The organism is Rathayibacter sp. PhB1, assembly GCF_004362935.1.
GTDB classification, from domain to species: domain Bacteria; phylum Actinomycetota; class Actinomycetes; order Actinomycetales; family Microbacteriaceae; genus Rathayibacter; species Rathayibacter festucae.
In genome coordinates, this window is record NZ_SNYD01000001.1 from 376,270 (window position 1) to 392,417 (window position 16,148).

Genomic DNA, 16,148 nt, shown 5'->3' on the forward strand with positions numbered 1-16,148 from the left:
CTGATTAGGCTGGAGAGGACATGCGCGCCCTCACCGACCAGCAGATCCGCGACTCCTTCGTGAACGCCTCACGCAAGGAGGTCGCGGATCTCTCGCTCCCCGCCGGCTTCGACGACCTCGACTGGGAGTCGTTCGACCATCTCGGCTGGCGCGACAGGAAGATCGGCCGCCGCGCCTACGTCGTCGTGCCGCTCGAGGACCGGCTGGTGGGCGTCCTGCTCCGCCAGGCCGACGCGAACCCGCGCTCGCGGGCGCAGTGCTCCTGGTGCCGAGACATCCGGCTGCCCAACGACGTGGTCTTCTTCGGCGCGAAGAAGGCCGGCCCGGCCGGGCGCGCGGGCGACTCCCTCGGCACGCTGGTCTGCGCGGACTTCCAGTGCTCGGCGAACGTCCGCACCCGGCCCTCGGTCGCCTACGTCGGCTTCGACGTCGAGGCGGCGAAGGCCGAGCGGATCGCGACGCTGCGCGTGAAGACGACCGGCTTCGTCCGCGAGGTGCTCGGCGAGGGCTGAGCCGCCGCCGTCTCGGTGCCGCCGTCTCAGCGCCGGGTCGACGCGCGGACGTGCATCCGCTCGCCCTGGCGCCCGAACAGGCTGAGGAACTCGACCTGCTGCTCGTCGGCCCGGCCGAACCAGTGCGGCACCCGGGTGTCGAACTCGGCCGCCTCGCCCGCCGGCAGGACGATGTCGTGCTCGCCGAGGCGCAGTCGGAGCCGGCCGCTCAGCACGTAGAGCCACTCGAAGCCCTCGTGGGTGCGCTGCTGCTCCGGCGCGGGGATCGGACCGGCGGGGATCGTCGTCTTGAAGGCCTGCAGGGCGCCCGCGTCGCGGCTGAGCGGCTGGATCCGCATCCCGTGCCGGGTGAACGGCCGGCCGTGCACGCGCGGGTCCTCAGGTGCGGCGCCGACCAGCTCGTCGAGCGGAGTGCCGAGCGCGCGGGCGATCGGGAGCAGCAGCTCGAGCGTCGCGCGCCGGCCGCCGCTCTCCAGACGCGAGAGCGTGCTCGCCGAGATGCCGGTCTCGGCGGCGAGCGAGGCGATCGTGCGGTCGCGGCGCAGGCGGAGGCGCTTCAGGCGGGGTCCGACGGCGGCGACGATCTCGTCGTCGGAGGGAGTGTCGTGCTCGGAGTGCTCGGGCATGCGCCGATCCTGGCACGCGGGCCGCGCGGTCGTGCCGGAACGGCACGGATCCTCGACGGACCGCGGCCGCCACCGGATGCTCGGGACATGACCGCTTCAGACCTCCCCGACGTCCTCATCGCCGGCGCCTCCTTCGCCGGACTCGCCGCCGCCGCCGCCCTCGGCCGCAGCCTCCGCGACGTGCTCGTCGTCGACGGCGGGCCGCCCCGCAACGCGCCCTCACCCGGCGCCCACAACGTGCTCACCCGCGACGGCACCGCGCCCGTCGAGCTCGCCCGCCTCGCCCGGATCGAGGCCGAGGGCTACGGAGTGCGCGTCGTCCCGGGGCGGATCGTGTCGGCCTCGACCGCCGACGGCGGCGTCACCGCGACCCTCGCCGACGGCACCGTGCTCCGCGCCCGCCGCCTGCTGCTCGCCAGCGGCTCCACCGACCGGCTGCCCGGGATCCCGGGGCTCGCCGAGCGCTGGGGCCGCGACGTGCAACACTGCCCCTACTGCCACGGCTTCGAGGTGCGCGGGCGCCGGATCGCCGTGCTCGGCAGCGGCTTCTCGGGCCACCAGGCGCAGATGTTCCGCCAGCTCAGCGACCGGGTGTCGATCCTCACGAACGGCGTCTTCGCGCCGGGAGCGGAGGAGGCCGAGGGACTCGCCGCCCGCGGCATCGAGCTGATCGACGGGGCCGTCACCGAGGTCCTCGTCGAGGACGACCGCCTGGTCGGCGTCGTCGTCGACGGCCGCCGACTCGAGCTCGACGCGCTCGTCGTCGGCCCGCGGGTCGAGGGCAACCTGCCGGACGGCCTCGGCCTCGAGCTCGTCGACCACCCCTCCGGCGCCGCCCGGCACCTCACCGTCGACCCGATGGGCCGCACCACCGCGCCGCGGGTCTTCGCCGCCGGCTCGCTGGTGGAGCCGATGTCGCAGGTGATGGCGGCGGCCGCCGACGGCCTGCGCGTCGCCGCCGCGATCAACTTCGACCTGATCGAGGAGGAGATCGCCGCCGCGGTCCGCGCCACGAGGGGCTGACCGGCGCTCGGGGTCGTCGGCCGGTGAATACTGGACCGATGACCCCGCCGCGCCCCCTCGAGCAGTCCTCCAAGCTCCGCAACGTCCTCTACGAGATCCGCGGCAAGGCGCTCGTGGAGGCGTCGCGGCTGGAGAGCGAGGGGCACCGGATCCTCAAGCTGAACACCGGCAACCCGGCCGGCTTCGACTTCGAGGCGCCGCACCAGATCGTCCGCGACATGATCGCCGCGATGCCCAGCGCGCACGGCTACAGCGACAGCCGCGGGATCCTCTCGGCCCGCCTCGCGGTGACCTACCGCTACGAGGAGGTCCCCGGCTTCCCGCCGGTGGACCCGGAGTGGGTGTTCCTCGGCAACGGGGTGTCCGAGCTGATCACGATGACGCTGCAGGCGCTGCTCGACGACGGCGACGAGGTGCTCATCCCGGCGCCCGACTACCCGCTCTGGACGGCGATGACGAGCCTCGCCGGCGGCACCGCGGTGCACTACCGCTGCGCGGAGGACGACGGCTGGCAGCCCGACCTCGAGGACATCCGCTCGAAGATCACCGCGCGCACGAAGGCGATCGTCGTGATCAACCCGAACAACCCCACCGGCGCCGTCTACACCCGCGAGGTGCTCGAGGGGATCGTCGCGCTCGCCGAGGAGCACTCGCTGCTGCTGCTCGCCGACGAGATCTACGACCGGATCCTCTACGACGACGCCCAGCACATCCCGCTGGCGTCGCTCGCGCCGGACCAGCTCTGCCTCACCTTCAACGGCCTGTCGAAGACCTACCGCGTCGCCGGCTACCGCTCCGGCTGGCTCGCCATCACCGGGCCGCGCGAGCACGCGGCGGGGTTCCTCGAGGGGATCACCCTGCTCGCCTCGACCCGGCTCTGCCCCAATGTGCCGGGGCAGTACGCGGTGCAGGCGGCGCTCTCGGGCGTGCAGTCGATCGAGGCGCTGATCGCGCCGGGCGGGCGGCTGCGGCGCCAGCGCGACGCCGCGTCGAAGGGGCTGCAGGCGATCCCCGGCGTCTCCTGCGAGCTGCCGATGGGCGCGCTCTACGCGTTCCCGCGGCTCGACCCCGAGGTGCACGAGATCCGCGACGACGGGCGGCTCGTCTACGACCTGCTGCTCGCCGAGCACATCCTGCTGGTGCCCGGCACCGGCTTCAACTGGCCGACGCCCGACCACCTGCGGATCGTGACGCTGCCGGAGGAGCGGGTGATCTCCGAGGCGATCGAGCGGCTGGGGAACTTCCTGTCGTCGTACACGCAGTAGCCGCTCAGACCCTGCGGTACTCCAGCTCCGGCCGTCCCGGCGAGCCGTAGCGCGGGGCGCGCTCGGCGACTCCCGAGTCGGCGAGGTGCTCGAGGTAGCGCCGCGCGGTGACCCGCGAGACGTCGAGCCGGGCCGCGAGCTCGCCCGCGGAGAGGCCGACCGGGCCCAGCAGCGCGGTCACCGCGTCGAGCGTCTCGGCGGAGAGGCCCTTCGCCAGGCCCGGCGCGTTGGACGTCCGCAGTGCGGCGAAGGCGCCGTCGACCTCGTGCTGGCTCGCGACGTCGGCGCCGTGCATCCGCTCGCGGTACTGGCGGTAGCTGGCGAGCTTCGCCGCGAAGACGCTGAAGACGAACGGCTTGATCAGGTACTGCACGATCCCGGCGGCGACGGAGGCGCGCACCACGGCCGCGTCGCGCACGGCGGTGATCGCGATCACGTCGACGTCCAGGCCGGCGGTCCGCACGGCGCGGCAGAGGTCGAGCCCGCCCATGTCGGGCAGGTTCATGTCGAGCAGGATCAGCGCGATCGCGGGATCGGCGCGCAGGGCCCGGATCGCCTCCGCCCCGCTGCCGGCGACGGCGGCGACCTCGAAGCCCTCGACGCGGCGGACGTAGTCGGCGTGCGCGCTCGCGGTCAGCGGCTCGTCCTCGACGACGAGGACGCGGATCGGCGCGGTGCTCATCGCGTCGCCCCGGCCGGGTCCCGCAGCGGCAGCTGCACCGTGAACACCGCGCCGACGTGGCGCGTCACCTCGATGCTCCCGCCGAGCCGCTGCACCACCTGCTGCACCAGCGCGAGACCGATGCCGCGGCCGAACGCGTCGGACTCCTTCGTCGAGTAGCCGCGGGCGAAGACGTCGGCCGCCTCGGCGACGCCGGGTCCGCTGTCGGAGACCTGCAGCACCAGCTCGGCGCCCTCGGCTCCCGACGCCTCGGCCAGGCCGAGGTAGACCTCGACCCACGGCTCGCGGTCGGCGGCGGAGGAGGCGGCCGCGTCGAGCGCGTTGTCGATCAGGTTGCCGAGCACGGTCACCAGGTCGCCGGGCTCGAAGCCCTGCGCGCCCGGCTCGAGGTGCGTCTCGAGGTGCAGCTCGACCCCGCGCTCGCGGGCCTGGGCGGCCTTGCCGAGCAGCAGCGCGGCGATCACCGGCTCCTGCACCGAGCCGAGCACCCGGTCCGCGAGCCGCTGGCTGAGGTTCAGCTCGCCGGCCGCGAAGGCGAGTGCCTCCTCCGGCCGGCCGAGCTCGATCAGCGAGGCGATGGTGTGCAGGCGGTTGGAGAACTCGTGGGTCTGCGAGCGCAGCGCGTCCGAGAGGGTGCGCATCGATTCCAGCTCGCCGGACACCCGCTGCAGCTCGGTGCGGTCGCGGAGCGTCGTGACGGTGCCGAGCGGCCGGGCACCGGGGGAGGCGGCCGGTCGCTCGTTGACCACGAGGATCCGCTCGTGCGCGACGACCAGGCGGTCGGCGACCGGCTCGTCGGCGAGCAGCACCGCGCGCAGGGCGTCGGGGAGGTCGAGCTCGGCCACGGGCACGGGGATCGACACGCCCTCGAGCCCGAGCAGCTCGAGCGCGTGGTCGTTCGCGAGCACCAGCCGCCCGCGGTCGTCGACGAGGAGCAGCCCCTCGCGCACCGAGTGCAGCACCGACTCGTAGTAGGCGAAGACCTGGCTCATCTGCTCGGGCCCCCGGCCGCCCGTGACCCGGCGGAGGTAGCGGGCGAGCAGCCAGGAGCCGACGCCGCCGAGCGCCACCGCGCCGAGCACGCCTCCCGCGACTACCTGGAGCCGGGGGAGGAAGGAGGCGTCGACGCGGCTCAGGGTCACGCCGGCCGAGACCAGCGCGACGACGGTGCCGTCGGCGCTCTCGATCGGGGCGACGGCGCGCACCGAGGGGCCGAGGGTGCCGGTGTAGGTCTCGGTGAAGGTCCGGCCCTCGAGCGCCGGGGCGATGGTGCCGATGAACGGCAGGCCGATCTGCGCGCGGTCGCGGTGGGTGTACCGGGTGCGGTCGGGGTTCATGATCGTGAGGAAGTCGACGCCGGTGTCGGCCATGATCTCCTCCGCGTAGGGCTGGAGCGAGGCGGACGGGTCCGCGCCCTGCGCCGCGTCGAGGACGAACGGGTTGTCGGCGACCGTGCGCGCGACCACGAGGCTCCGCTGGGCCGCGTCGTCGCCGGCGCGCCCGCGGGCGTCGAAGGCGAGGACCAGCACCGCGATCGCGCCGATCACGAGGATGCAGATCAGCTGCACGGCGAACAGCCGCGCGGCGATGCTGCCGCGGGGGCTCGCTCCGGGCATCCGACCTCCTCGTCCGCGACCTGGACCTCGATGTCCGTGAACAGCTCGATGTCCGTGAACAGTATGAACGCAACATCGGACGGGCGACCCGCGGGGGCGAGCATCGTCTCACCCCCTCCCAGCTCGATGAAGAGACAGGACACGCTCATGGCGAAGACGCCCGGCAGCCCCGCCGACCGGCCCCGCACCGACAGGCTCAGCCCCGCGGCCACCCCCGCGAAGACCCGCCGGCGGATCGACCGCAACCACTGGCTCTACATCGCCGTGATCATCGCGGTCGTCGCCGGCGTGATCGTCGGCCTGGTCGCCCCCGCGTTCGCCGCGACGCTCGAGCCCGTCGGCAAGGCGTTCGTGGGACTGATCAAGATGATGATCGCGCCGATCATCTTCTGCACGATCGTGATCGGCATCGGCTCGATCGCCAAGGCTGCGACGGTCGGCAAGGTCGGCGGTCTCGCCCTCGGCTACTTCATCGTGATGTCGACCTTCGCGCTGGCCATCGGCCTGGTCGTCGGCAACATCCTGCACCCGGGTGAGGGCCTCGACATCTCGAGCGCCACCTACGACACCACCGACCTCAAGGCGGAGTCGACCAGCGACTTCATCCTCGGGATCATCCCGGTCTCGCTGTTCTCCTCGCTCGTGGACGGCAGCATCCTGCAGACGCTCTTCGTCGCCCTCCTGGTCGGCTTCGCGCTGCAGAAGATGGGCGCCAAGGGCCAGCCGATCCTCGGCGCGATCAAGCAGCTCCAGGTGCTGGTCTTCCGCATCCTCTCGATGGTGCTCTGGGTCGCGCCGATCGGCGCGTTCGGCGCGATCGCCGCGGTGGTCGGCAAGACCGGCTGGGGCGCGGTCGTCGCCCTCGCCACCCTGATGATCGGCTTCTACCTCACCTGCGCGATCTTCGTGGTCGTCATCCTCGGCCTGCTGCTGCGCCTGGTCACCGGCGTCAGCATCTTCTCGCTGATGAAGTACCTGGCCCGCGAGTACCTGCTCATCGTCGGCACCTCCTCCTCCGAGGCCGCTCTGCCCCGCCTGATCGCCAAGATGGAGCACCTGGGCGTCTCCAAGCCCGTCGTCGGCATCACCGTCCCGACCGGCTACTCCTTCAACCTCGACGGCACCGCGATCTACCTCACGATGGCCTCGCTCTTCATCGCCTCGGCGACCGGCGCCCCGATGTCGATCCCGGAGCAGATCGGGCTCCTGCTCTTCATGATGGTCGCCTCCAAGGGCGCCGCGGGCGTCACCGGCGCCGGCCTCGCCACGCTGGCCGGCGGTCTGCAGTCGTTCCGCCCCGACCTGGTCAACGGCGTCGGCGTCATCGTCGGCATCGACCGCTTCATGTCGGAGGCCCGCGCGGTCACCAACTTCACCGGCAACGCGGTCGCCACCCTGCTCGTCGGCACCTGGACCAAGCAGATCGACATGGTGCAGGTCCGCGAGGTGCTCGGCGGCCGCGCCCCCTTCGACGAGGCCACCCTCGGCGCGGACGAGCACGAGGCCCCCGCCTCGGGCACCTCGATCACCGAGGGCATCGCCTCCATCCAGGACTCGGACGAGGCCGAGCGCACCCGCGCGGAGCTGAGCGCGAAGCGCTAGGAGGAGCGCTGGGCGGCCACATGCTGGTCGAGTAGCCCCGCAGGGGCGTATCGAGACCCACCGTCTGCACCACGGTGGATCTCGATACGCCCGCTGCGCGGGCTACTCGATCAGCATGAAGGGAGCCCGCTGTGCGGGCTCCTCAGCATGAAGGGGGCTGCTCCCTCAGCGGAGGTCTGCCGTCTCATGCTGGTCGAGTAGCCGCGGAGCGGCGTATCGAGACCCACCGTTCTCAGCAGGGCGGTCTGCAGACTCGTCCTGCTGGCGGTGGTGGATCTCGATACGCCCGCTTCGCGGGCTACTCGATCAGCATGAAGGGGCCCGCTTTGCGGGCTACTCGATCAGCATGGTGTGCCGTCAGTGGCGGCGGACGCCCAGCAGTGGCAGGGTCACCGCGCAGAGGGGGCCGATCAGCAGGGCGAAGGCGAGGGTGCCGAGGCCGACGTCGCCGCCGAGGGCCCAGCCGATCAGGAGCACGGTGAGCTCGACGCCGCCGCGGGCCGCCCAGATCGGCAGCCCGAGGCGGTTGTGGAGGCCGGTCATCAGGCCGTCGCGCGGGCCGGCGCCGAGGCGGGCGCCGATGTAGATCCCGCTCGCGACGGCCAGCAGCACCAGGCCGCCGGCGAACAGCAGCGCCTTCCCCCACCACTCGGCGGGCACGGCGAGCAGCTCGATCCCGACGCCGATCGTCGTGCCGACCACCAGCACGTTCAGCACGGTGCCGAGGCCGGGTCGCTGCCGCAGCGGGATCCAGAGCAGCAGGACGAGCAGTCCGATCACGTTGGTGAGCAGTCCGATCCCCAGTCCGGTCTGGCGGGCGACGCCGAGGGCGAAGACGGTCCACGGGTCCACGCCGATCGACGCGCGGATCATCATCGCGTCGGCGAAGCCGTAGAGCACGAGCCCGACCAGCAGCCGCGGCACGGGTCGCAGCCGCCATTGGCTCACCGGGGGAGCGGGGACGGCGAGGGGCGCGGTGATAGTCATGCCGAGAATCCCATCGCAGGAGTGGCCTTCTCCGCGCGGTCCAATCCGGCTATCTTGGACGCATGGCTGATGTCCACTTCGGCGTTCGCGCCCTGCAGACCCTCCTCGGCGACTGGCGCGAGCAGCGCGGCACCCGCCCCGCGTACCTCGCCCTCGCCGACCGCATCCGCCTGCTCAGCATCGACGGCCGCATCCCGACGGACAGCCGGCTGCCTGCCGAGCGCGAGCTGTCGGCGCGGCTCGGTGTGAGCCGCACCACCGTGGCCGCCGCCTACCGCGAGCTGCGCGACAGCGGCTACCTCGTCAGCGTCCGCGGCTCCGGCAGCGCGACCCGCCTCCCCGGCGCCGCGGTGCACGCCGTGCCGACCCTCGCGCCCGACTTCGTCGACTTCACCAAGGCGGCGCTGCCCGCCGTGCCCGAGCTCGCCGAGGCCTACGCCCGCGCCGCGCGCCTCGCGCCGGAGTACTTCGAGGACGGCTCCTACGACACCGTCGGCCTGCCGCTGCTGCGCCGCGCGATCGCCGAGCGCTACACCCGCCGCGGGCTGCGTACCGAGCCCGGCCAGATCATGGTGACCATCGGCGCGCAGCACGCGATCGCGCTCGTCGCCCGCACCCTGCTCGCCCGCGGCGACCGCGCCCTGATCGAGGCGCCGACCTACCCGCACGCCTACGAGGCGCTCCGGCTCGCCGGCGCCCGCCTGGTGCCGGTCAACGTGGACGGCGCCGACGGCTGGGACGGCGAGGGCCTGATCGCGGCGATCCGCGGCACCAGCCCGACGCTCGCCTATCTGATGCCCGACTTCCACAACCCGACCGGCCGCTCGATGGCCGTGGATCTGCGCGAGCGTGCGATCGCGGCCGCCGCGCGCCAGGGCACGCTGATCATCGCCGACGAGACCACCGCCGAGCTCGACATCGACAGGCGGATGTCGCCGCTGCCCTTCGCCTCCTACGGGCCCGAGGGCACGGTGATCTCGATCGGCTCGGTCGGCAAGACGCTCTGGGGCGGCATCCGGATCGGCTGGATCCGCGCCGAGCGGAGCGTCATCCGGAAGCTCGTCGCCGCGCGATCGGCGGGCGACCTCGGCAGTCCGATCGTCGAGCAGCTCCTGGTCGCCGACATGCTCGGCCGGATGGACGGCGTGCTGGAGCTGCGCCGCGAGCAGCTGCGCGCCGGCCGCGACCACCTCGAGGCGGCGCTCGCCCGCGCGATCCCGGAGTGGAGCGTGCCGCGGGTCTCCGGCGGCCTCTCCACCTGGGTCGGCCTCGGCCGCCCGGCCAGCTCGCAGCTCGCTCTCGCCGCCCGCACCTCGGGCCTGCTGATCACGGCCGGCCCGCGCTTCGGGATCGACGGCGCCTTCGAGCGCTTCCTGCGCGTCCCGATCGGCTACTCGCCGGAGATCACCGACCGGGCCGTGGACGCGCTCGCCGTCGCGTGGAGCCAGGTGGCGCGCCACCCGGCGGCCGACACCGGCTACCTGGCCGACGTCGTCTGATCCTCCAGGTCCTCCCGGAGGGGGACGAATACTCAGCCAGCTGATGGAAGACTCACGGCGTGCATCTCCTCGCGGTCCTCAGCATGAAGAACCGGGCGCTCATCGCGCTCGTCACGGTCGTCATCGCCGTCTTCGGCGGCGTCGCCCTCACCGGGCTGAAGCAGGAGCTCGCGCCGTCGATCTCCTTCCCGCAGCTGGCGGTGATCTCGAGCTACCCGGGTGCCGCTCCGGAGGTGGTCAACGACGACGTCTCGACGCCGATCGAGACCGCCATCCAGGGGGTGCCGGGGCTCGAGACGACCAGCGCGACCTCGTCCACGAACTCGTCGCTGATCTCCGCCTCCTTCGCCTACGGCACCGACCTGGCGACCGCCGAGCAGAAGATCCTGCAGGCGATCAACCGGATCAAGAGCACGCTGCCCGACGGCGTCGACCCGCAGGTGGTGACCGGCTCGTTCGACGACCTGCCGGTGCTGCAGCTCGCCGTCTCCAGCGACGGTGACGCGAAGGCGCTCGCCGACCGCCTGCGCACGAGCGTCATCCCGGATCTGGAGAAGGTCGACGGCGTCCGCGAGATCGCCCTGGTCGGCGAGAGCGCGCAGCGCGTCACGATCACCCCGGACGACGCGGCGCTCGACGCCGCCGGTCTCTCGACCGCCGACATCCGCACCGCGCTGCAGCAGAACGGCGTGCTGGTCGCGGGCGGCGAGATCACCCAGGACGGCAGCACCTTCTCGGTGCAGTCCGGCGTCAAGCTCGACTCGACCGACGCGATCGCGGCGCTGCCGCTGATCCGGTCCGCCGGAGCCTCTGCGGCCGCCGGCATCCAGGTCGGCGGTGCCCTCGCGCCCACGCCCGCCCCCACCCTCGGATCCGTCGCCACTGTCGCCGTCACCGACGCCCCGATCACCTCGATCTCGCGGGTGAACGGCCAGCCGGCGCTGACCCTCTCGATCACCAAGCTCCCCGCGGCGAACACGGTCGAGGTCTCCACCGGCGTCACGGCGCTGCTGCCGGATCTCGAGGCGTCGCTCGGCGAGAACGCGACCTTCACCTCGGTCTTCGACCAGGCCCCCTACATCCAGGACTCGATCGAGTCGCTCGCGCAGGAAGGGGCGCTCGGCCTCGTCTTCGCGGTGCTCGTGATCCTGCTGTTCCTGCTCTCGGTGCGCTCGACGCTGGTCACCGCGATCTCGATCCCGACCTCGGTCCTGATCACCTTCATCGGCCTGCAGACCGCGGGCTACACGCTGAACATCCTCACCCTGGGCGCCCTGACGATCGCGATCGGCCGCGTGGTGGACGACTCCATCGTCGTGATCGAGAACATCAAGCGGCACCTCGACGCGGGGGAGGATCGCGCGGCCACCATCGCGGTCGCGGTGCGCGAGGTCGCGGGCGCGATCACCGCCTCCACGATCACCACGGTCGCGGTGTTCCTGCCGATCTCGTTCGTCGGCGGCACGACCGGCGAGCTGTTCCGGCCGTTCGCGCTGACGGTGTCGATCGCGCTGCTGGCGTCGCTGCTCGTCGCGCTGACGATCGTGCCGGTGCTGGCGTACTGGTTCCTCCGGCCCTCCAAGCGCCCCGGTGTCCGCGAGGCGGCGCAGGCGGCGCTCGCCGAGGAGCGCGGCGCAGCCGGCGAGACCGTGGTCCCGGCTCCCGAGGCCGAGCCCGAGCACGCCCGCCACAGCGCCCGTGCGACTCCCCGCCGCGCGGCCGGCCTGCAGCGGGTCTACGGCCCGGTGATCGCCTGGACCCTCCAGCACTCCGTCGCGACCGTCCTGCTCGCGCTCCTCGTGCTCGTCGGCACCGGCGCGCTCTACCCACTGATGAAGACCAACTTCCTCGGGGCGAGCGGTCAGAACACCTTCACCGTCACCCAGACCGTGCCCGACGGGCAGAGCCTGGACGCCCAGGACGCGACCGCGCAGCAGGCCAGCGCGGCGATCCTCGAGGTCGGCGGCGTGCAGACCGTGCAGCTCTCGATCGGCTCGGCGGGCGGCGGGCTGCAGAGCGCGTTCGGCGGCGGAGGCGGCGGCACCTCGATCCGCTACTCCGTCACCACCGACGAGTCGGCAGACCAGGAGACCGTGCAGGCCGACGTCCGCACGGCGCTCGGCTCGGTCGCCTCGGCCGACGACATCAGCGTCGCCGCGTCCTCCGGCTTCGGCGCCTCCTCGAACATCGAGGTGGACCTCTCCACCGCCTCGCAGAGCGACCTGCAGAGCGCGAACGACGCGCTGCTCACGGCGCTGCGCGGCACCGACGGCATCAGCCAGGCCGAGAGCAACCTCTCCTCCTCGCTGCCCTACATCGCCGTGCGGGTCGACCGCGCGGCGGCCGCCGACGCCGGGCTCACCGAGGTCGCGGTCGGCACGCTCGTCAGCCAGGCGCTGCAGCCGACGCAGACGGGCAGTGTCGTGATCGACGACCGCACCCTCTCCGTCTACCTCGCCGACGCGCAGCCGCCGGCCACCCTCGACGAGCTGTCGGCCCTCGAGATCCCGACGCGCACCGGCACGGTGCCGCTCTCCTCGCTCGCCGTCGTCGAGCGGACCGACGGGCCCGCGAGCATCACCACCGAGCGCGGACAGCGGACCGCCACCATCACGGTGACGCCGGAGGGCGACGATCTCGCCTCGGCGAACGTCGCGGTGCAGAGCGCGATCGACGACACCGAGCTGCCGGCCGGCGTCTCCGCCTCGCTCGGCGGCGTCACGGCCGATCAGAGCGACGCGTTCTCGCAGCTCGGGATCGCGCTGCTGGTGGCGATCCTGATCGTCTACGTCGTGATGGTCGCCACGTTCCGCTCGCTCCTGCAGCCGCTGCTGCTGCTGGTGTCGGTGCCGTTCGCGGCGACCGGCGCGATCCTGCTGCAGGTGCTCACCGGCGTCCCGCTGGGCGTGCCCTCGCTGATCGGCGTGCTGATGCTGATCGGCATCGTGGTCACCAACGCGATCGTGCTGATCGATCTGGTGAACCAGTACCGGGAGCGGGGGATGCCCGTGCGCGAGGCGCTGCTGCACGGCACCGAGCGGCGGCTCCGGCCGATCCTGATGACGGCGCTCGCGACGATCTTCGCGCTGCTGCCGATGGCGCTCGGCATCACCGGCCACGGCGGCTTCATCTCGCAGCCGCTCGCGATCGTCGTGATCGGCGGCCTGGTGTCCTCGACCGTGCTCACCCTGGTCGTGCTGCCGGTCGTCTACAACCTGGTCGAGGGGTATCGTGAGCGGCGGCGTGCCGCCCGCGCCGGAGAGGCGTCGGCATGAGCGACACAGGATTCAGCACCCCGGCAGTGGAGACCACGGCAGCGGAGGTCGTCGCCGCGGCCCCCGAGACGATCGGCTCCCGCTGGACGAGCGGCCCCGACCGCGCCGCCCGCGCGATCGCCGAGGTCGGCCCCGAGCGCTTCGTCGCCGCGGACTACCGCCCGGGGACCATCCGGCACATCGTCCTGTTCCGCTTCCGGCCGACGGCGCTCGTCGCCGAGGTGGACGGCGTGATCGCGTCCTTCCTCGCGCTCGGCGAGGAGTGCCTCCGCGACGGCCGCCCGTACATCGTCTCGATCGAGAACGGCCCGCAGCTCAGCACCGAGGGTGCGGGCGAGGGCTTCGACCGCGCGTTCCTGCTGACCTTCGCGTCGGAGGGCGACCTGAACTACTACATCGGTCGCCCCGCGGTCGACGGCCCCGGCCTGTTCGATCCGGCGCACGACGCCTTCAAGGGCCTGGTCGGCCCGCTGCTCGACACGGCCGGGGTGGTCGCCTTCGACTTCCGTCCCGAGCCGTTCGACGCCGGCGCGCTCGCGGGCTAGGGCTCGGGAGCCGGACGACGTGGCGACCCCCGACTTCATCCTCCGCCTGCGCGAGCGGGTGGGCACCGAGCTGCTCTGGCTGACCGGTGTCACGGCGGTGATCGTCCGCGAGGAGCCGGTCCGCCAGGTCCTCCTGGTCCGCCGCGCGGACACCGGCGCCTGGACCGCGGTCACCGGCGTGATCGACCCGGGCGAGACGGTCGCCGGCACTGCCCGCCGCGAGGCGCTGGAGGAGGCGGGCGTCGAGATCGAGGTCGAGCGCGTCGTCTGGCTGCACACCCTGCCGCCGATGGAGTACCCGAACGGCGACCGGGCGCAGTACCTCGACCACGTGCTGCGCGCCCGCTACCTCTCGGGCGAGGCGCACGTCGCCGACGACGAGTCGAGCGAGGTCGGCTGGTTCGCGCCGGACGCGCTGCCGCCGATGAGCGCCGATCACCGCGAGCGGATCAGCCGCGCGCTGTCCGACGAGACGGCCTGCGCCTTCGACTGAGCGCCGGCGCCTTCGACTGAGGGCCAGCGCCTTCTCAGACCTGCTCCGAGACGAGCACGGCGCTCGTCCCCGGCTCGAGGGCGTCGAAGACGTGCGGCTCGTCGCCCGGGTAGGACAGGCAGTCGCCGGGCGCGAGCTCGACCGGGGCGTCGGCCGGACCGGCCAGGGCGCGTCCGGTGGAGAGGATCAGGTGCTCGACGGTGCCGCGGGCGTGCGGCTCCGAGTTCCGTGCGGCTCCGGGCTCGGCGGTGAGGCGGTAGACGTCGCGGCGGGCTCCCGGCGGGCAGACGCTGAGCAGGGTGGCGGCGTAGTCGGCGGTCGCCGAGGTGACGCGCGGCCCCTCCCCGGCGCGGATCAGCTGCACGGACCGCCGCGGCGGCTCGACCAGATGCGAGAACGGCACCCCGAGCGCGCCGCCGAGCGCCCAGAGCGTCTCGAGGCTCGGGTTGCCCTCGCCGGCCTCGAGCTGCGAGAGCGTCGACTTCGCGATCCCGGCGCGGCGGGCGATCTCGGAGATGCTCAGGCCGAGGCGCCCGCGCTCGCGGCGGAGTGCGGAGGCGACCAGGTCGCGGGGTGAGACGGCGTCGGTCATCGCACCGAGCGCGCGAAGCAGACGCCCGAGTCGTCGCCCACGTGCGCGCCGAAGCCGTCGATCTCGGTGAAGCCGAGCGCGCGGGCGGCGGCGAGGGCCGCCTCCGCCTCGACCGGTACGCGGAAGCGGAGCGTGCGGATGCGCTGCACGCTCGCGTAGGAGAGCGCGGCGGCGACGAGCCGGCGGGCGACTCCGCTCCGGCGCGACTCCGGTGCGACCTCGAGGGCGAGCAGCTCGGCGAAGTCGTCGGGACCGGGCGTCAGCGCCAGCACGCCGATCGGCTGCTGCGTGGCGCCGTCGCGGGCGACGAGGAGCCGGGCATGCGGCGGAAGGTCGGCCGTGAGCAGCGAGGCGAGTGCCTCCGTCCCCGGCCGCTCCAGCCGGACGACGACCCCGGCGGTCACGACGCGGGCGCCGCGGCCGGCTCGGTCTGCGCGGCGGGCTCGAGCGAGAGCGTCTGCTCGGCCGGCGCGTCGAGCTGCTCGTGCAGGAAGTCGACGACGGTGCGGCGGAGCGAGTCGTCGAGCATCGCGATCGAGTGCCGGGTGCCGGGCACGAGGACGAAGTCGACGCTCGCCCCGGCCGCGTCGAGCGCCTCGGCGAAGTCCTGCGACTGGCTGAGCGCCACGCGCTCGCCGGCCGAGTGGGCGATGAGGAAGGGCGGCTCGGTGCCGTCGACGTGCGCGATCGGCGAGGCCTGGCCCGCGACGGCGCAGTCCTCGAGGTCGGCGCAGTCGAGGTAGCCGCGGACGGCCGCGCCGACTCCGACGATCGGGTCGTCGTCCGCCAGGCCCGCCGCCGTGAGATCCGCGGGGCCGCTGAGGTCGACGACCGCGGCGAGGCGCGAGGTGCCGGCGTCGTCGGCCGTCAGCGCGTCGTCGGTGCCGAGCAGCGAGACGAGGTTGCCGCCGGCCGAGCCGCCGAACGCGGCGACCCGGGACGGATCGATCCCGAAGCGCTCGGTCTGCGCCGGCTCGAGGATCCAGTCGAGGGCGGCCGAGACGTCCTCGATCTGCGCGGGGAAGACGTCGGCCGGGGCGAGGCGGTAGTTCACCGAGACGGCGACGAAGCCCTCGGACGCGAGCCACTGGCAGAGCGGGCGCCAGTTCGGGTCGGACTTGTCGCCGCGGGTCCAGCTGCCGCCGTGCACGACGAGCACCGCGGGGAGGGCGGCGCCGGCGGCCGCGTCGACGGGCGAGCAGACGTCGAGCGCCTGGCCCGTCGCCTGGTCGTAGACGAGGTCGGCGGTGACGGGCACGTCGTCGTAGGCGGTGACCGCGGCGACGCCGGCCGCCTGAGCGATCGGCCGCGAGACGGGGGCGGTCGAGCAGCCGGCGAGGCCGACCGCGAGCAGCGTCAGGATCGCCGACGAGAGGGCGATCGGTCGCGTGGGTCGGCTGGGCTCGCGCATGGGTGAGGCGAGCATAAGGG

General features: G+C 73.2%; 15 protein-coding genes. 8 read left to right on the plus strand and 7 right to left on the minus strand.

Features of this window, described 5'->3' with window-relative positions; genetic code table 11:
- The first annotated feature begins 20 nt into the window (after nucleotides 1-20).
- Nucleotides 21-512, plus strand: coding sequence for an FBP domain-containing protein (locus EDF17_RS01800; RefSeq protein WP_123444899.1), 492 nt, complete (start codon nucleotides 21-23; stop codon nucleotides 510-512).
- 26 nt (nucleotides 513-538) lie between these two features.
- On the opposite strand, the gene EDF17_RS01805 is transcribed toward EDF17_RS01800, so the two are convergent.
- Nucleotides 539-1,138, minus strand: coding sequence for an XRE family transcriptional regulator (locus tag EDF17_RS01805; protein WP_123444900.1), 600 nt, complete (start codon nucleotides 1,136-1,138; stop codon nucleotides 539-541).
- Between the two features lie 87 nt (nucleotides 1,139-1,225).
- On the opposite strand from EDF17_RS01805, the gene EDF17_RS01810 reads away from it, so the two are divergent.
- Together EDF17_RS01810 and EDF17_RS01815 are read left to right on the plus strand one after the other, a co-directional pair.
- Complete coding sequence (locus EDF17_RS01810) at nucleotides 1,226-2,161, plus strand: NAD(P)/FAD-dependent oxidoreductase (protein ID WP_123444901.1); 936 nt, start codon at nucleotides 1,226-1,228, stop codon at nucleotides 2,159-2,161.
- 38 nt (nucleotides 2,162-2,199) lie between these two features.
- Nucleotides 2,200-3,426, plus strand: a complete 1,227-nt coding sequence (locus EDF17_RS01815) for a pyridoxal phosphate-dependent aminotransferase (protein WP_123444902.1) — start codon at nucleotides 2,200-2,202, stop codon at nucleotides 3,424-3,426.
- A 4-nt stretch (nucleotides 3,427-3,430) separates the two neighbouring features.
- On the opposite strand, the gene EDF17_RS01820 is transcribed toward EDF17_RS01815, so the two are convergent.
- Together EDF17_RS01820 and EDF17_RS01825 are read right to left on the minus strand one after the other, a co-directional pair.
- Nucleotides 3,431-4,108: a response regulator gene (locus EDF17_RS01820; protein ID WP_123444903.1), complete on the minus strand. Its 678-nt coding sequence runs from the start codon at nucleotides 4,106-4,108 to the stop codon at nucleotides 3,431-3,433.
- The gene (locus tag EDF17_RS01825; RefSeq protein ID WP_133671828.1) at nucleotides 4,105-5,724 is read right to left on the minus strand and encodes a sensor histidine kinase; all 1,620 of its coding nucleotides are present in this window, start codon (nucleotides 5,722-5,724) and stop codon (nucleotides 4,105-4,107) included. The genes EDF17_RS01820 and EDF17_RS01825 overlap by 4 nt, the downstream gene beginning before the upstream one ends.
- Before the next feature lie 147 nt (nucleotides 5,725-5,871).
- Between EDF17_RS01825 and EDF17_RS01830 the strand changes: the two genes are divergently transcribed.
- Nucleotides 5,872-7,326, plus strand: coding sequence for a cation:dicarboxylase symporter family transporter (locus EDF17_RS01830; protein ID WP_123444906.1), 1,455 nt, complete (start codon nucleotides 5,872-5,874; stop codon nucleotides 7,324-7,326).
- 357 nt (nucleotides 7,327-7,683) lie between these two features.
- Here the strand turns inward: EDF17_RS01830 and EDF17_RS01835 are convergent, their stop codons facing one another.
- Nucleotides 7,684-8,313, minus strand: a complete 630-nt coding sequence (locus tag EDF17_RS01835; RefSeq protein WP_308197635.1) for a hypothetical protein — start codon at nucleotides 8,311-8,313, stop codon at nucleotides 7,684-7,686.
- Between the two features lie 62 nt (nucleotides 8,314-8,375).
- On the opposite strand from EDF17_RS01835, the gene EDF17_RS01840 reads away from it, so the two are divergent.
- Genes EDF17_RS01840 through EDF17_RS01855 form a run of 4 tightly spaced genes read left to right on the plus strand, consistent with a single transcriptional unit; the run spans nucleotide 8,376 to nucleotide 14,125 of the window.
- Entirely contained in the window at nucleotides 8,376-9,812 is a 1,437-nt protein-coding gene (locus tag EDF17_RS01840; protein WP_123444907.1) for a PLP-dependent aminotransferase family protein, read from the plus strand.
- Nucleotides 9,813-9,871: 59 nt separating this feature from the next.
- Nucleotides 9,872-13,087 (plus strand): efflux RND transporter permease subunit, encoded by a 3,216-nt coding sequence (locus EDF17_RS01845; RefSeq protein WP_123444908.1) that lies wholly within the window; start codon nucleotides 9,872-9,874, stop codon nucleotides 13,085-13,087.
- Complete coding sequence (locus EDF17_RS01850) at nucleotides 13,084-13,632, plus strand: Dabb family protein (RefSeq protein ID WP_123444909.1); 549 nt, start codon at nucleotides 13,084-13,086, stop codon at nucleotides 13,630-13,632. The genes EDF17_RS01845 and EDF17_RS01850 overlap by 4 nt, the downstream gene beginning before the upstream one ends.
- A 19-nt stretch (nucleotides 13,633-13,651) precedes the next feature.
- Complete coding sequence (locus EDF17_RS01855) at nucleotides 13,652-14,125, plus strand: NUDIX domain-containing protein (protein WP_123444910.1); 474 nt, start codon at nucleotides 13,652-13,654, stop codon at nucleotides 14,123-14,125.
- Between the two features lie 34 nt (nucleotides 14,126-14,159).
- Here the strand turns inward: EDF17_RS01855 and EDF17_RS01860 are convergent, their stop codons facing one another.
- From EDF17_RS01860 to EDF17_RS01870, 3 genes are read right to left on the minus strand one after another with little or no spacing between them, the layout of a single operon-like run.
- The gene (locus tag EDF17_RS01860) at nucleotides 14,160-14,717 is read right to left on the minus strand and encodes an XRE family transcriptional regulator (protein ID WP_123444911.1); all 558 of its coding nucleotides are present in this window, start codon (nucleotides 14,715-14,717) and stop codon (nucleotides 14,160-14,162) included.
- Nucleotides 14,714-15,121, minus strand: a complete 408-nt coding sequence (locus tag EDF17_RS01865) for a GNAT family N-acetyltransferase (protein ID WP_123444912.1) — start codon at nucleotides 15,119-15,121, stop codon at nucleotides 14,714-14,716. Before EDF17_RS01865 ends, EDF17_RS01860 begins: the two co-directional genes overlap by 4 nt.
- Nucleotides 15,118-16,128: an alpha/beta hydrolase gene (locus EDF17_RS01870; protein WP_166649577.1), complete on the minus strand. Its 1,011-nt coding sequence runs from the start codon at nucleotides 16,126-16,128 to the stop codon at nucleotides 15,118-15,120. The genes EDF17_RS01865 and EDF17_RS01870 overlap by 4 nt, the downstream gene beginning before the upstream one ends.
- Nucleotides 16,129-16,148 lie beyond the last annotated feature (20 nt).

Bases quoted from the DNA above. Each gene is read 5' to 3' on its own strand.
- EDF17_RS01810 (WP_123444901.1), top strand. From the start codon at position 1,226: ATGACCGCTTCAGACCTCCCCGACGTCCTCATCGCCGGCGCCTCCTTC.
- EDF17_RS01860 (WP_123444911.1), bottom strand. From the start codon at position 14,717: ATGACCGACGCCGTCTCACCCCGCGACCTGGTCGCCTCCGCACTCCGC.
- EDF17_RS01840 (WP_123444907.1), top strand. From the start codon at position 8,376: ATGGCTGATGTCCACTTCGGCGTTCGCGCCCTGCAGACCCTCCTCGGC.
- EDF17_RS01815 (WP_123444902.1), top strand. From the start codon at position 2,200: ATGACCCCGCCGCGCCCCCTCGAGCAGTCCTCCAAGCTCCGCAACGTC.
- EDF17_RS01835 (WP_308197635.1), bottom strand. From the start codon at position 8,313: ATGACTATCACCGCGCCCCTCGCCGTCCCCGCTCCCCCGGTGAGCCAA.
- EDF17_RS01870 (WP_166649577.1), bottom strand. From the start codon at position 16,128: ATGCGCGAGCCCAGCCGACCCACGCGACCGATCGCCCTCTCGTCGGCG.
- EDF17_RS01820 (WP_123444903.1), bottom strand. From the start codon at position 4,108: ATGAGCACCGCGCCGATCCGCGTCCTCGTCGTCGAGGACGAGCCGCTG.
- EDF17_RS01825 (WP_133671828.1), bottom strand. From the start codon at position 5,724: ATGCCCGGAGCGAGCCCCCGCGGCAGCATCGCCGCGCGGCTGTTCGCC.
- EDF17_RS01830 (WP_123444906.1), top strand. From the start codon at position 5,872: ATGGCGAAGACGCCCGGCAGCCCCGCCGACCGGCCCCGCACCGACAGG.
- EDF17_RS01805 (WP_123444900.1), bottom strand. From the start codon at position 1,138: ATGCCCGAGCACTCCGAGCACGACACTCCCTCCGACGACGAGATCGTC.
- EDF17_RS01800 (WP_123444899.1), top strand. From the start codon at position 21: ATGCGCGCCCTCACCGACCAGCAGATCCGCGACTCCTTCGTGAACGCC.
- EDF17_RS01850 (WP_123444909.1), top strand. From the start codon at position 13,084: ATGAGCGACACAGGATTCAGCACCCCGGCAGTGGAGACCACGGCAGCG.